Raw genomic sequence first — 14190 nt, forward strand, 5'->3', positions numbered from 1 at the left:
GGGGTATGACGACGGACACGGTGCGATGGGGAATCCTGGCGACCGGCGGCATAGCCGCGGCGTTCACGGCGGACCTGGTCGACCTGCCCGACGCGGAGGTCGTCGCGGTCGGCTCCCGCACCGAGACCTCCGCCCAGGCCTTCGCCGAACGCTTCGGCATCCCCCGGTCCTACGGAGACTGGGGCGCCCTCGCCGAGGACCCGGACATCGATGTCGTCTACGTCGCCACCCCGCACTCCGCCCACCGCACCGCCGCCGGCCTCTGCCTCAAGGCCGGGCGGGCCGTGCTGTGCGAGAAGCCGTTCACGCTCAACGTGCGCGAGGCCCAGGAGCTCGTCGCGCTCGCCCGCGACAACGGCCGCTTCCTCATGGAAGCCATGTGGATGTACTGCAACCCCCTGATCCGCCGCCTCAAGGCCCTCGTCGACGACGGCGCGATCGGCGAGGTGCGCACCGTCCAGGCCGACTTCGGCCTCGAAGGCCCCTTCCCGCCCTCGCACCGGCTGCGCGACCCCGCCCAGGGCGGCGGTGCCCTCCTCGACCTCGGGGTCTACCCGGTCTCCTTCGCCCACCTCCTGCTCGGCGAACCGGCCGGCATCTCCGCCCGGGCCGTCCTGTCCGCCGAGGGCGTCGACCTGCAGACCGCGCTCGCCCTGTCCTGGGACTCCGGCGCGCTCGCCACCCTGCACTGCTCGCTCACCGGCGGCACCGGCACCACCGCCTCCGTCACCGGCTCGCGCGGCCGTATCGACATCCCCTCCGGCTTCTTCCACCCCGACCGGCTGGTCCTGCACCGCGCCGGACGCGACCCCGAGGAATTCCTCGCCGATCCCGCCGACGGCCCCCGCACCACCCTCCGTCACGAGGCCCGCGAGGTCATGCGGGCCCTCAGGGCCGGCGAGACCGAGTCCCCGCTCGCCCCGCTCGAGGGCACCCTCGCCGTGATGCGCACCCTGGACGCCGTACGGGAACGGATCGGTGTGCGCTACCCGCACGAGTAGGCCGTACCGTCGACCCATGGTCACCCAGCCCGCCAAACCCGCCCGACCGGCCCCCGACACCAGCCGCCGCAGCGAGAGGTCGCGCCGCGCCATCTACGACGCGGCCCTCGCGCTCGTCGCGGAGGCGGGCTATCCGAAGACCACGATCGAGGGGATAGCCGCCCGCGCCGGCGTCGGCAAGCAGACCATCTACCGCTGGTGGGGGTCGAAGGCCGACGTCCTGCTGGAGGCGTTCCTCGACCTCGGTGAACAGGCCGCCGAAGCCGCGGGCCACGCGCCGTACACCCTCCCCGACACCGGGGACCTGGCCGCCGACCTCAAGGCCGTCCTGCGCGCCACCGTCGACGAACTCCTCGACCCCCGCTTCGAGGCCCCCGCCCGCGCCCTGTCCGCCGAGGGCCTCGTCAACGAACCGCTCGGCCGCGAGTTCGTCACCCGGCTCCTGGAACCCCAGCTCCAGCTCTACGCCGACCGCCTGCGCTCCGCCCAGCGCACCGGCCAGATCCGCCCCGAGGTCGACCCGCGCATCGCCCTCGAACTCTTCGTCTCCCCGCTCGCCCAGCGCTGGCTCCAGCGCACGGGCCCCATCTCCTACGACTACACGGACACCCTCGTCGACTACGCCCTGTACGGACTGGCACCCCACTGACGGGCTTTTGCCCCGTTTGGGGGTACGGGACCCCCGATGCGCAGGATGATGGGACCATAAGGCATGCTGTCCGCATCACCGGCGAGGCGAGGGGATAGATGAGCGCGGAGTTCGGCGGCCCGAGCGGCCTGCGGGGCAGGCTCACCCAGTGGCTGCGCGGAAGCGGCCCGGCACAGACCGCCGACGACGGCGGCCGTGAGGCCCTGCTGCTCGCCGCCGCCGGGGCCGGACTGCCCCTCGCGCCCGCCGCGCACCCCGCCGCCGGCTACCTCTGTTCCTGCGACCGCGTCGGCTGTCCCACCCCGGCCCGCCACCCGGTGTCCTTCGCCTGGCAGACCCAGTCCACCACCGACCGCGCCCAGATCGAACGCTGGGCACGGCACCAGCCGCAGGCCAACTTCATCACCGCGACCGGCATGACCCACGACGTCCTCGACGTCCCCCTGGAAGCCGGCCGCGAGGCCCTCGCCCGCCTCCTCGACGCCGGCGTCGACGTCGGCCCGGTCGCCGAGTCCGACGACGGCCGCCTCCTCTTCTTCACCCTCACCCGGGGCACCCCCGAGGACGAGGACGAGTGGTGGCCCTGCGAACTGGACTGCCACCCCGAGACGATGGCCGAACACCCCGGCCTGCGCTGGCACTGCCGGGGTTCGTACGTCCTGATCCCCCCGGCCCGCCTCCCGGGCGACGACGGCCGGTCCGTCCACTGGCTACGGGGTCCGGAACACCCTCTCCCGGACCCCCTGAGCCTCCTGGAGACGCTGACAGAGGCCTGCGCCCGCCACGTGGACGCCTTCGGCCTGTAGGCTTCTGGCTTTTGGTTCCGGGGCGCGGGGAACTGCGCGACCGGCCCCACGCACCCGCACCCGGCCGCCGGCCTAGTCCCCCTTCGCGCCGGTCAACCCCTCGAGCCGGCTCAACAGGGCCACCTTCCCGTCCCCGGTCCCCTTCACGGGATCCAGGGCGATCTCGTTCGCGACGAACTCCATCGTCAACGACTGCTTGATCTCCCCGGTCGTCAACGCCTTCACACTCACGTTCGGCGCCGGAACGGACGCCCCCGCCGCGGCCGTCTGCTTGACGTAGTGGTGCGAGGAGAAGAACACCAACGCCCCGCCGTCCGCCGTCCGCAGCGCCAGCGGCGCGAACTCCCCGCCGGTCAGCGGCTCGTCGATGTACTGCTGCACCAGCCCCGGCTTCTCGGCACTCTTCGCCCGCGTCGTACGCAACGTACTGGTGTACGCCCCGTCCGCGAACGCGCTCCCGCCGTCCTTCAGATAGGCGGTGTACTCCTTGCTCAAGTCCCCCGGCGCCCGCGTCAGTTCGGCGGAGTCCGCCGGTACCGCCTCGGCCCAGCCGTCCTTGTCCTTGGTGAACTCCGGCATCGAGCCCGGCGCCACCAGCGTCAGATACGCCGCCTGCCACGGCTCGGAGAGGTCGCCCCGGGTGAACACCAGCACCCAGCGGGCGTCGCCCCCCTTGTTGGCCTTGGCGTCCGCGACGAACCAGCGCGGCCAGCCCGCCTTCTTGGGGATCGTGTACGTCACGTCCGACAGCACCAACGGCGTGTGCTGGGGGTTCCCGCCCGGGTTGTTGACCTTCCCGGCCTTCAACCGCGCCGCGTCGATGGCCCCGAGGGCGCCGGTGGTGTACTCGGCGTCCAGGGAACCGTCGTACGCCTTGTCGGCCCTGTTGTACGCGGTCGTGAACTGCTCCAGCGCCTTCGCGGCCTCCGCCCGGGTCGCCGAGGGGAGCACCTCGCGCTCCCCGTGGACGACCACACAACCGCTCGCCGTCAACGACAAGGCCGTCGCGGAGGCCGCTATCAGCGCGCCCCGCTCAAGCCTGCGGAGCCTTCGAGTGCCGCGTTCCCCGGTCGTCAGGTGCGTCATCAGGTGCCTTCACCTTCCCCTTCCCGGAGGCGAACCCTACCGGGGCGAGGAACAGCGCGAGCGTGGGGACCAGGTAGAGCAGCCACACCGTGACCTGGAGGACGGTCGGATCGGGCTGGAAGTTGAACACGCCCTTCAGCAGCGTCCCGTACCAGCTGTCCGGCGGGATCGTGCCGCTGATGTCGAAGGCCAGGCTGTTCAGCCCGGGCAGCCAGTCGGCCTCCTGGAGGTCGTGGAAGCCGTACGCGAGGACGCCCGCCGCCACGACGACGAGCATGCCGCCCGTCCAGGTGAAGAACTTCGCGAGGTTGATTTTCAGCGCCCCGCGGTAGAACAGCCAGCCCAGGAACACGGCGGTCGCCAGACCCAGGGCCACGCCGATCAGCGGGCGCGGGGTGCCGTCACCGGCCGCGTGCACCGACGCCCACACGAACAGGGCGGTCTCCAGGCCCTCCCGGCCCACCGCGAGGAACGCGGTCGCCACCAGCGCGCCCGTGCCGATCGCGAGGGCCGCGTCCAGCTTGTCGTGCAACTCGGACTTCAGATGCCGGGCGGTGCGCCGCATCCAGAAGACCATCCAGGTCACCAGGCCCACCGCGAGGACCGACAGCGAGCCGCCGAGCGCCTCCTGCGCCTCGAACGTCAGCTCCTGGGAGCCGAATTCGAGGACGCAGCCGAAGCCCATCGCGATGAGCACGGCGATGGCGATACCGGTCCACACCGGCCTCAGCGCGTCCCGGCGGCCGGTCTTCACCAGGTAGGCGATGAGGATGCAGACGACGAGCGAGGCCTCCAGGCCCTCCCGAAGTCCGATCAGGTAGTTGGAGAACACGGCTCAGGCCTCCTCGGAGAACAGCGTCCGGCCCCACCAGTCGTCCTTGTCCCGGACGCCCGGCGGCACGGCGAAGACGGCCGAACCCACGTGCTGGATGTACTCGTTGAGCGCGTCGGTCGCGAGATTGCGCTGGATGCGGATGAACCCGTTGCTCACATCGCGCATGTAGGCCAGGAAGAACAGCCCGGCCTCCAGGCGCCCCAGGCCGTCGGTGCCGTCGGTGAAGGAGTAGCCGCGGCGCAGGATCGTCGACCCGTGGTTGGAGTCGGGGTGCGCGAGCCGGACGTGCGCGTCGGGCTTCATCGCCTTCAGGAACGGCTCGTCACGCTCCTTCGCCTTGCCCACGGGCGCGCCCTCGCCCTTGTCCCGACCGAACACGTCCTCCTGCTCCTGCAGGGAGGTGCGGTCCCAGGTCTCGATGTGCATCCGGATCCGCCGGGCGACGAGGTAGGAGCCGCCCGCCATCCACTGCGGGCCGTCCTTCTCGCCGACCCACACGAACTTCTTCAGCCGGTCGGTCTCGGTGCCCGCGATGTTGCGGGTGCCGTCCTTGAAGCCCATGAGGTTGCGCGGGGTCTGCGCCTCGGGGGTGGTGGAGGAGGTCTTGCCGAACCCGAGCTGCGACCAGCGGATGGAGACCTTGCCCATGCCGATGCGGGCGAGGTTGCGGATGGCGTGCACGGCGACCTGCGGGTCGTCGGCGCAGGCCTGGACGCACAGATCGCCGTTGGAGCGGCTCGGGTCGAGGGCGTCCCCGGCGAACTTCGGCAGATCGACCAGCGCGTCGGGCCGCTTGTCGTCCAGCCCGAACTTCGCGAACAGGGACGGGCCGAAGCCGAGGGTGAGCGTGAGGCGCGAGGGCTTCAGGCCCAGGGCCTCACCGGTGTCGTCCGGCGGGGCCTCGGCGAGCCCGCCGTACGCCCCGTCACCGACCGCCTTCCCGGCGGTCATCCGGCGTGCGGCGGCCGTCCAGTCCTTGAGCATCTGCACGAACGCGGCGCGGTCGGTGGTGTCCACGTCGAACGCGGCGAAGTGCAGCCGGTCCTGGACGGGCGTGGCGATGCCGGCCTGGTGCGCGCCGTGGAACGCGACCGCGGCACCGGTCTCGGCGGCCGTGGGCTCGACGTCGTCGCCGGTGCGGGCCATCGCCACCGCGCCGCCGGCCGCGGCGGCACCGAGCGCGAGCCCGGCACCGCCCCAGCCGATGAGCGACCGCCGGGAGGGGTGGGTGTCGTCCTTCTTGGTCTCGGTGATCTCGGTCATCGCCGTCCCCCTTACTTGACCACGGCCGCGGCGAGCTTGGAGAGCGGCTCGGCGAGCGCGTTCACCGCGTCCGAGAGCTCCTTGCGCTGGGCCTCGGTGACCTTGTCGTAGGAGACGAAGTCGTAGGAGGCCTTGTCGGTGCGGTACTTGTCCAGCAGCGTGTTCAGCGCGTCGAACTGCTGGTCGAGTTCGGTGGTCAGCGCCGCGTCGTTGGTCTTGGCGACCGGCTCGAGCAGTTCGTACGCCTTCTGCGCGCCCTCGACGTTGGCCTTGAAGTCGACGAGGTCGGTGTGCGAGTAGCGGTCCTCCTCGCCGGTGACCTTGCCGGTGGCGACCTCGTCGAGCAGTTCCTTGGCGCCGTTGGCCATGGAGGTCGGGGTGATCTCGGCCTTGCCGACCCGCTTCTGCCAGTCCTTCAGGTCGGTGAGGAGCTGGTCGGCGAGGGTCTTCTCCTCGTCGCCGATCTTCTTGTCCTCCCAGAGGGCCTTCTCCAGCCGGTGCCAGCCGGTCCACTTCTGCCCGTCCTCCAGGCCGTCCGCGCGGACGTCGACCTTCGGGTCGATGTCACCGAAGGACTCGGCGACGGGCTCGGTGCGCTCCCAGCCGAGGCGGGAGGGCGCGTAGGCCTTCTGGGCGGCGGTGAGGTCGCCGGCCTTGATGGCCTTCACGAAGGTCTCGACGAGCGGGATGGTGGCGTCGGACTGCTCCTGCGCGTACTCACGGTAGTCGGCGACGGCCTTGTCCAGGGTGGGGTTCCGCTTGGCGGCGGTGCCGCCGGTGACCTTGAGGGTCTGACGGATGCCGGTGCCCTTCATGCCGGGCTTGCAGGCGATCTCGTAGTCGCCGGCCTTCACCTCGGCGGTGACGCGCTGCTTGGTGCCGGGGCCGATGTTCTCGCGCTCGGTGACGATCCGGTCGTCCGGGAAGAGGACGTAGACCTCGGTGACCTTGGAGCCCTTGTTCTGGATGGCGAGCTCGACGTGTCCGGCGGAGATCTCCTTCTTGGAGGTCTTGCACGTGGAGTCGGTGGCGGTCACGTCGATGACCCGGTCGCCGCCCTTGGCGTCGCTCTTCGAGGTGCAGCCCGTGACGGCGGTCAGTGCGGTCACGGCGGCGACGGCGGTGACGACGGACAGTCTGGCGGCTCGCATGCGGGCTCCCGGGCGATGGCTGAATATTCACGTGACCGGACTCACAGGGTTGGTGAGCCTGACCTAACTTATCCAAGGCTTACCTGCGTAATACCCGGCTGTGCCGTGATTCAGCTCTCATAGACGGTGTAAGAGCACGGCCCGGTCACGGTGGCTCAAAACGAACCCCAACAACAGGTCAAAGGAGATTCAAAGATTCCGCTTTCACAACCGGAGGCCACGGCGATGCTTCAATCTCCGGGTGACTGATTACGACGTGCTCCGCGTCTTCTGTGCGCCGAACGGCGGCTACGGCAACGAACTGGGCGTGGTCCGCGACGGCTCGGTTCTGCCGCAGCGGGAGGACCGCCAGGCCCTCGCCGCGAAACTCGGCTTCAGCGAGACGGTGTTCGTCGACGATCCCGAGCGCGGGATCATCGACATCTACACCCCCACGGTCCGGCTGCCCTTCGCCGGCTACCCCTGCGTCGGCGCGGCCTGGCTGCTCGACGTCCCCGAACTGGTCATCCCCGCCGGGGTCGTCGGCGCCCGGCTGGACGGGGAGTTCAGCTGGATCGAGGCACGGGCGGAGTGGGCCCCGCCGCGCACGTTCCGCCAGTACGCCACCGCCGCCGAGATCGACGACCTCAGCGTGCCGCCGCCCGGCGAGTGGGTCTACGCCTGGGCGTGGGAGGACGAGCCCGCCGGCCGGATCCGCGCCCGCGGCTTCCCCGGCCGCGGCGACGGCATCGAGGAGGACGAGGCGACCGGAGCGGCCGCGCTCCTGCTCACCGAACAGCTCGGCCGGGCCCTCAACATCACCCAGGGCGCGGGCTCCCAGATCCTCACCGCCCCGCAGCCGTACGGCTGGGTGGAGATCGGCGGCCGGGTCCGCCTGGAGGGCGCGGAACGCTGAACTCCCCGCGCCGGGCGGCGGGAGGCGCCGAACGATACATCCCGCTGCGGGCGTCCGTGGTGTTCCGGGCGGCCGTCCGGGTGGTCCCGCGTGTGCGCCGGGAGGCGAGCGGTTACCTCTGGGCGTGACCACTCCGCCTCCGCGAGAGGAGCATCATGCGTATCCGATCAGTTCTGGCCGCCGCCGTGCTGGGGGTCGCCCTGACCGCCGCCGGCGCGACGAGCGCCATCGCCGACGAGGGGCCACGCCACCACGGCGGCGGCCACTACGGCTCGGAAGGTCACTACGGCCAGGAAGGTCACTACGGCCAGGAAGGCCACCATCACGGCAAGGAAGGTCACTACGGCCAGAAGGACGAGGGCCGGCACCACGGCGTCGACCGCGGGCCCGTCTGCAGCCCGTACGTCGGCAAGGTCGACACGGTCTCCAGTGACATCTTCTGGGCCGGCGCGCACTGCGGCTGGTTCTAGAACCCGCCCGCGGCAGGCACCGGGCCCCTTCCCCATGAGCGGGGAAAGGGGCCCGGTGCCGTCTGCGGGCCGTGCCGGGGGCGTCGGCGGTCTCAGGCCGACAGCGGGAACTCCTCACCCAGCGCCCGGAAGACGGCCGTGTTCAGCGCGAAGGCCCGCTTGCACTCGGCCACGATCCGCTGCTTCTCCAGATCGTCCGCCCTCACCGCGTCGAGCAGTTCCCGGTAGTCCCGCTTGAAGGCCGCCGGGTTGCCGATCTCCTCGAAGACGTAGAAGCGGACGCCGTCGCCCTTCTTCTCGAAGCCCCAGGTCCGCTCCGCCCGGTCGCGGATGATCTGACCGCCCGAGAGGTCGCCGAGATAGCGCGTGTAGTGGTGGGCGATGTACCCGGCCGGCCAGTCCTCGGCGCACTCCCGCACCCGGTCCGCGTAGGCCCGGGTCGCCGGCAGCGCCGACAGTCCCTCCCGCCAGTGCGCTCCCCGCAGATGCGTCAGGTCCCGCTCCAGCGCCGCCAGCCGGAACAACTCCGGCCTGATGAACGGGCCCGCCACCGGGTCCGACGCCAGCCGTCCGGCGCCGGCCTCCAGCGCCTCGTAGACGAACCAGAGCTGTTCGGTGTAGCGGGCGTACGCCGCGACCCCGAGCCCGCCGCCCAGCAGGTCGCTCATGAACGTCGAGGTCTCGGCCTCCGTGTGCTGCTCGTGGGAGGCGGTGCGGATGACGGTCGAGAAGGAGTCCATACGACCAATCCTCTAAGGTAAGGCTTACCTAAGTCAATGCTTTTGCCGACACCCTGTCGGTAAAAGCGTACAAGAAAGGGCCCGCTCCGCACGGGAGCGGGCCTCGGGCGCTACGGCAGGGTGAGGATCTCCGCGCCGGTGTCGGTGACGACCAGTGTGTGCTCGAACTGGGCGGTGCGCCTGCGGTCCTTGGTCACCACGGTCCAGCCGTCGTCCCACATGTCGTAGTCGTGCGTCCCCAGCGTCAGCATCGGCTCGATCGTGAAGGTCATCCCGGGCTGCATCACGGTCGTCGCGTGCGGGCTGTCGTAGTGCGGGATGATCAGCCCGGAGTGGAACGATGTGTTGATCCCGTGGCCGGTGAAGTCACGGACCACGCCGTACCCGAACCGCTTGGCGTACGACTCGATGACCCGTCCGATGATGTTGATCTGACGGCCCGGCCGCACCGCCTTGATGGCGCGGTTCAGGGACTCGCGGGTCCGCTCCACCAGCAGCCGGCTCTCCTCGTCGACGTCCCCGACCAGGTAGGTGGCGTTGTTGTCACCGTGCACCCCGCCGATGTACGCCGTCACGTCGAGGTTGACGATGTCGCCGTCGCGCAGCACCGTCGAGTCCGGGATGCCGTGGCAGATGACCTCGTTGACGCTGGTGCACAGCGACTTGGGAAAGCCGCGGTAGCCGAGCGTGGAGGGGTAGGCGCCGTGGTCGCACATGTAGGTGTGCGCCACCCTGTCGAGTTCGTCGGTCGTCACCCCCGGCGCGATCAGCTTCGCGGCCTCCTCCATCGCCCGCGCGGCGATCCGCCCGGCGACCCGCATCGCCTCGACGGTCTCCGGGGTCTGCACCTCAGGGCCGGTGTACGGCTTCGGCGCGGGCTTGCCGACGTACTCCGGACGGCGGATGTTTCCGGGCACGGAACGGGTGGGGGAGAGGTCCCCGGGCACGAGCAGCGACTGGCCAGACATGGCGGCGAGTCTATCGAGCGGCTACGGGGGAACATGTGGGTGGCGAGAGGAGCCGGTCATGCCCCTGTTCAAAAGGCGCGCCACGGGAAAGCCGGGCGAGTGGTACTACTGCCTGGAGCACAAGAAGGTCGAGGAGGGGCCGGACTGCCCCGGCAAGGACCGCTTCGGCCCCTACGCCTCCCGTCAGGAGGCCGAACACGCGATGGAGAGCGCCCGCGAGCGCAACGTCCAGTGGGAGAACGATCCGCGCTGGCACGACGCGCCGAAGAGCGAGGCCGAGGACTGACGGGTGGGTGCGGCGCCGGCGCGGCGGGGCGCGCCCACCCGGCGGAGCCGCTGCCGACACGGCCCCGCGCCCCTTCAGGGCCCGGACACCGCCCCCGCCGCCCGCCGCTCGCGTTCGCGGGCCGCGTGTTCGTCGGTCCGTACGTCGTAGCGCATCAGCGCCGGCAGGCACAGGGCCAGCAGCCCCACCGCGCCGGCGCACAGCGCGCCGCCCGACCAGACGGACGTCCGTACCCCCAGCCAGGCCGCGAAACCGCCGCTGCGGACCTGGCCCACGGTCGGCCCCACCGAGTACGACAGCAGCTCGATCCCGGCGAGGCGCCCCCGTAGCTCGTCCGGGATCGTCTGGTTCCACATCGCGCCCCGGAAGATCCCGCTGACCATGTCGCAGCCGCCCGCGAGGGTCAGACAGAGCAGTACCAGCCATACGTCGCCGACGAGTCCGGCGCCCGCGATCGCCACGCCCCACAGCGCGGCCGACACCACGACCGCCCGGCCGTGCCGGTGCACCCGGGAGGTCCATCCGCTCGTCAGGCTCACCAGCATCGACCCGGCCGGCACGGCCGCGTACATCAGCCCGAGCGACCACTTTGCGTCCAGCTCGTCGGCGAGGAACGGCAGGACGGCGAGCGGCATGGCCAGGAACATCGCGGCGAGGTCCACGGCGTACGTCCCGAGCAGGTCCTTCCTCCCCCAGGCGTACCGGGCGCCCTCCGTGATCGCCTGCCACGACGGCTTCGCCGCCATGGGGGTGCCCCCGCTCGAGCGGAGCCGAGACGGGGGGAGGGCGGCGGGGGACGCGGCGATGCCCACGGTCAGGGCGACGGAGACGGCGAAGGTGAACGCGTCGGCGGCGTAGGCCCAGCCGAGGCCCGCGTACGCCACGACGATGCCCGCGACCGCCGGTCCGGCCACCCCGCCGACGGTCCAGCGCAGCGAGTTCAGCGCGGCCGCCGCCGGCAGGTGCTCATGGGCGACGATCCGCGGCCACAGCGAGTCCAGCGCGGGCCGCTGCACCGAGAACAGCACGGCGGAGAGCCCCGCGACGAGGTACAGCGGCCCTACGGCGGGCTCCGGCAGCAGCGCGTTCACCAGCAGCGCGGCACTGAGCAGGCCCTGACCCACCTCCGTCCACACGATGAGCGTCCGCTTGTCGAGGGCGTCCGCGAGCGCGCCTCCGTACAGCCCGAACACCACCAGCGGCACCAGCTCCACCGCCCCGATCGCCCCGACGGCCGCCGCCGACCCCGTCAGCTCCTTCAACTGCACCGGCAGCGCGACGAACGTCAGAAAACTCCCGAAGTTCGTGACCAGCCCCGAGAACCAGAGCCGCCGAAAGTCACGGGAGGCCCGCCAGGGAGCGAGATCGGGCAGCAGCGCACGCAGCGAGTCGATGACCACGACGGGCCATGCTGAACCGCCCACCCAGCCGGAGCAACGCATTTTCCCCGCGGACCGCGCGGGTGGATGGGAAAGGTCACCAGGGGGGAGGGGGCGGGGCTGTCAGGGATTCGGCCAGGCGGGAGAGGTGGGCGCGGAGGCCTCGGTGCCGTCTGGGGGAGCGGCCGTTCTCGCCCGCCGCCGCGCTCACCAGGTGCTGCACGGTGTCCAGGTCCAGCTCGGAGCCGTCCGGCACGGTCAGCGTCTCGTGGGACAGGGCCGTCAGCTCGCCCTCGCCGGTACCGAGGGACAGCACGGTCAGGCCGCAACGGCGCGCGTCCGACACCCGCTCCAGCAGCGCCGGATCCCCCTGCGGCGACGCCACCAGCAGCGTCTCGCCCCGTCGCGCCGCCTCGATCCGCCCGAGGCCCACCGCGAGATGCGCGGGGTCGCTCGGACGCGCGTGATGGCGTACGAGAGTCGGCGCCAGCTCCGGCGTACCGGACCACGCGGCCTCGTCCACCAGATGCGCCGCCAGATGCCAGGGCTCGTACTCCGCCGTCCCCACCAGCAGCAGCCCGCCCCCGTGCGAGACCACCGATCCGCGCAGCACCGCGCCGAACCTCCGCGTGGCCCCGAGCCACTCCGTCCCGGCGAGCACCTCGCGCAGCAGCGCGACCCGTACGGCGTCCATGCGCCCGCATCCTGCCCCAGCCGCCCCGCCCCCGCCCCCGCTTCGCCCCCGATTCACCCGACACGGGGAAGGGCGCCGTCACCGCCCCACGTAAAGTCGGCCCATGACCTCTACCGACAGTGCACAGAACGCCCCCGCGAAGGCCCCCGCCAAGGACCCGTGGGACCTTCCCGACGTCTCCGGTCTGGTCGTCGGCGTGCTCGGCGGCACCGGCCCGCAGGGCAAGGGTCTGGCGTACCGCCTCGCCAAGGCCGGCCAGAAGGTGATCATCGGCTCGCGCGCCGCCGACCGCGCCCAGGCCGCCGCGGAGGAACTCGGCCACGGCGTCGAGGGCGCCGACAACGCCGAGACCGCCCGCCGCAGCGACCTCGTGATCGTCGCCGTGCCGTGGGACGGCCACGGCAAGACGCTTGAGTCGCTGCGCGAGGAACTGGCGGGCAAGCTCGTCGTCGACTGCGTCAACCCGCTCGGCTTCGACAAGAAGGGCGCCTACGCGCTCAAGCCCGAGGAGGGCAGCGCCGCCGAACAGGCCGCCGCCCTGCTGCCCGACTCCCGGGTCACCGCCGCCTTCCACCACCTCTCCGCCGTCCTCCTCCAGGACCCGGAGATCGAGGAGATCGACACCGATGTGATGGTGCTGGGGGAGGAGCGGGCCGACGTCGAGATCGTGCAGGCGCTGGCCGGCCGCATCCCCGGGATGCGCGGCGTCTTCGCCGGCCGGCTGCGCAACGCCCACCAGGTCGAGTCCCTGGTCGCCAACCTGATCTCCGTCAACCGCCGCTACAAGGCCCACGCGGGACTGCGGGTCACCGACGTCTGAGCGCATGGGGGACACTGGACGAGGCACGCGCCCGGCCACCCGGCCACCCACCGGTGTCCCCCGACAGGAGAGCAGTCCCCATGCCCCGCCTCGCGATCTACACCCTCGTCGTCTGTCTCCTCGCCGTCGCCGCCGCGGTCGTCTCCTTCGCGCAGGGCAGCTTCCTCGGCGTCGTCTGGGTGCTGCTCGCCGGTCTGTCGTCCAACATGACCTGGTACTACGTCAAGCGCGACAAGGCCCGCAGGTCCGTCACCGGCTGACCGCGCAGAACGCGTCCGTGTCCTGCCAGAAGCGGTAGAGGTTCTGGCCGCAGTACGTGTCGAAGTCACTGATGCCCAGGCCGCGCAGCACCGCGTCGACCGCGTCGAAGAACACGTTGTTGACCGACGGCACCCACAGCAGGGCGAACACGAACAGCAGCCCGAACGGCGCGAACGGCTCCACCTGCCGCTTGACCTCGTACGACAGCCACGGCTCGGCCACGCCGTAGCCGTCCAGTCCGGGCACCGGCAGGAAGTTCAGGATCGCCGCCGTGACCTGGAGCAGCGCGAGGAACGCGAGCGCGTACCGGAAGGCGGCCGGTACGCCGTCCAGGGCGTCCAGCCAGAACGGCGCGGTGCACACGGCGGCGAACAGCACGTTCGTCAGCGGACCGGCCGCCGAGACCAGACTGTGCTGCCAGCGCTTGTGGATCCGCCCCCGCTCGATGAAGACCGCACCGCCCGGCAGACCGATCCCACCCATGATCACGAAGATCACCGGCAGCACGATGCTGAGCAGGGCGTGGGTGTACTTGAGCGGATTGAGGGTCAGGTACCCCTTCGCACCGACCGTGATGTCACCGCTGTGCAGGGCCGTGCGCGCGTGCGCGTACTCGTGCAGACACAGGGAGACGATCCAGGCCGCCGTCACGAACAGGAACACGGCCAGACCGGGCTGCTCGGCGAACCCGGTCCAGGTCGCCCAGCCGGTGACCGCGGTGACGGCCAGGATCCCCACGAAGACCGGGCTGATCCTCCGGTCGCCGTTGCGGGTGGTGGCGGTGGTCATGGGGCTCCCTGAGCTCGTCGGCACGCGTGGAACGGCCCGACCGTACCGGGCGCACCGGGAAAACGTCTCGCGGGGGGCCCGGGGTTCCGTGGAAAGC

17 protein-coding genes are annotated in these 14190 nt (G+C 71.3%); 8 read left to right on the forward strand and 9 right to left on the reverse strand.

Features of this window, described 5'->3' with window-relative positions:
- The first annotated feature begins 5 nt into the window (after window positions 1-5).
- The 3 genes from OG852_RS34535 (at window position 6) to OG852_RS34545 (ending at window position 2456) form a co-directional block, all read left to right on the forward strand.
- On the forward strand, window positions 6-1001 hold the full coding sequence (locus OG852_RS34535) for a Gfo/Idh/MocA family protein (protein WP_330349992.1): 996 nt from the start codon (window positions 6-8) through the stop codon (window positions 999-1001).
- Between the two features lie 16 nt (window positions 1002-1017).
- Window positions 1018-1650 carry a TetR/AcrR family transcriptional regulator gene (locus OG852_RS34540; protein WP_330349993.1) on the forward strand — a complete coding sequence of 211 codons (633 nt, stop codon included), beginning with the start codon at window positions 1018-1020 and terminating at the stop codon, window positions 1648-1650.
- A gap of 98 nt (window positions 1651-1748) precedes the next feature.
- Window positions 1749-2456 carry a bifunctional DNA primase/polymerase gene (locus OG852_RS34545; RefSeq protein WP_133909911.1) on the forward strand — a complete coding sequence of 236 codons (708 nt, stop codon included), beginning with the start codon at window positions 1749-1751 and terminating at the stop codon, window positions 2454-2456.
- A 72-nt stretch (window positions 2457-2528) separates the two neighbouring features.
- Here OG852_RS34545 and OG852_RS34550 read toward each other — a convergent pair whose 3' ends face one another.
- Genes OG852_RS34550 through efeO form a run of 4 tightly spaced genes read right to left on the reverse strand, consistent with a single transcriptional unit; the run spans window position 2529 to window position 6791 of the window.
- Window positions 2529-3542 carry a hypothetical protein gene (locus OG852_RS34550; RefSeq protein ID WP_133909912.1) on the reverse strand — a complete coding sequence of 338 codons (1014 nt, stop codon included), beginning with the start codon at window positions 3540-3542 and terminating at the stop codon, window positions 2529-2531.
- Window positions 3490-4374: an iron uptake transporter permease EfeU gene (efeU, locus tag OG852_RS34555; RefSeq protein ID WP_133909913.1), complete on the reverse strand. Its 885-nt coding sequence runs from the start codon at window positions 4372-4374 to the stop codon at window positions 3490-3492. Before efeU ends, OG852_RS34550 begins: the two co-directional genes overlap by 53 nt.
- Before the next feature lie 3 nt (window positions 4375-4377).
- Window positions 4378-5640 (reverse strand): iron uptake transporter deferrochelatase/peroxidase subunit, encoded by a 1263-nt coding sequence (efeB, locus tag OG852_RS34560; protein WP_208117037.1) that lies wholly within the window; start codon window positions 5638-5640, stop codon window positions 4378-4380.
- A gap of 11 nt (window positions 5641-5651) precedes the next feature.
- A complete protein-coding gene (efeO, locus tag OG852_RS34565; protein ID WP_330349994.1) occupies window positions 5652-6791 on the reverse strand; it encodes an iron uptake system protein EfeO in 1140 nt (379 codons plus the stop codon).
- 241 nt (window positions 6792-7032) lie between these two features.
- Between efeO and OG852_RS34570 the strand changes: the two genes are divergently transcribed.
- A complete protein-coding gene (locus OG852_RS34570) occupies window positions 7033-7686 on the forward strand; it encodes a PhzF family phenazine biosynthesis protein (protein WP_133909915.1) in 654 nt (217 codons plus the stop codon).
- A 155-nt stretch (window positions 7687-7841) separates the two neighbouring features.
- Complete coding sequence (locus tag OG852_RS34575; RefSeq protein WP_133909916.1) at window positions 7842-8156, forward strand: hypothetical protein; 315 nt, start codon at window positions 7842-7844, stop codon at window positions 8154-8156.
- A 92-nt stretch (window positions 8157-8248) separates the two neighbouring features.
- Here the strand turns inward: OG852_RS34575 and OG852_RS34580 are convergent, their stop codons facing one another.
- Together OG852_RS34580 and map are read right to left on the reverse strand one after the other, a co-directional pair.
- A complete protein-coding gene (locus OG852_RS34580) occupies window positions 8249-8896 on the reverse strand; it encodes a biliverdin-producing heme oxygenase (protein WP_330349995.1) in 648 nt (215 codons plus the stop codon).
- 110 nt (window positions 8897-9006) lie between these two features.
- Window positions 9007-9864, reverse strand: coding sequence for a type I methionyl aminopeptidase (gene map / locus OG852_RS34585; protein WP_133909918.1), 858 nt, complete (start codon window positions 9862-9864; stop codon window positions 9007-9009).
- Window positions 9865-9922: 58 nt separating this feature from the next.
- Here map and OG852_RS34590 point away from each other — a divergent pair, with 58 nt between their 5' ends.
- Window positions 9923-10150 carry a hypothetical protein gene (locus OG852_RS34590; protein ID WP_133909919.1) on the forward strand — a complete coding sequence of 76 codons (228 nt, stop codon included), beginning with the start codon at window positions 9923-9925 and terminating at the stop codon, window positions 10148-10150.
- 74 nt (window positions 10151-10224) lie between these two features.
- Here the strand turns inward: OG852_RS34590 and OG852_RS34595 are convergent, their stop codons facing one another.
- Window positions 10225-11550 carry an MFS transporter gene (locus OG852_RS34595; protein ID WP_330349996.1) on the reverse strand — a complete coding sequence of 442 codons (1326 nt, stop codon included), beginning with the start codon at window positions 11548-11550 and terminating at the stop codon, window positions 10225-10227.
- Between the two features lie 76 nt (window positions 11551-11626).
- Window positions 11627-12223, reverse strand: a complete 597-nt coding sequence (locus OG852_RS34600) for a hypothetical protein (protein ID WP_133909921.1) — start codon at window positions 12221-12223, stop codon at window positions 11627-11629.
- A 103-nt stretch (window positions 12224-12326) separates the two neighbouring features.
- Here OG852_RS34600 and npdG point away from each other — a divergent pair, with 103 nt between their 5' ends.
- Window positions 12327-13043: an NADPH-dependent F420 reductase gene (gene npdG / locus OG852_RS34605; protein WP_330349997.1), complete on the forward strand. Its 717-nt coding sequence runs from the start codon at window positions 12327-12329 to the stop codon at window positions 13041-13043.
- Window positions 13044-13123: 80 nt separating this feature from the next.
- Window positions 13124-13303, forward strand: coding sequence for a hypothetical protein (locus OG852_RS34610; protein ID WP_133909923.1), 180 nt, complete (start codon window positions 13124-13126; stop codon window positions 13301-13303).
- Here the strand turns inward: OG852_RS34610 and OG852_RS34615 are convergent.
- A complete protein-coding gene (locus tag OG852_RS34615; protein WP_330349998.1) occupies window positions 13293-14093 on the reverse strand; it encodes a site-2 protease family protein in 801 nt (266 codons plus the stop codon). The genes OG852_RS34610 and OG852_RS34615 overlap by 11 nt on opposite strands.
- Window positions 14094-14190: the final 97 nt, after the last annotated feature.

The sequence above is a fragment of the Streptomyces sp. NBC_00582 genome, assembly GCF_036345155.1.
Classification (GTDB): domain Bacteria; phylum Actinomycetota; class Actinomycetes; order Streptomycetales; family Streptomycetaceae; genus Streptomyces.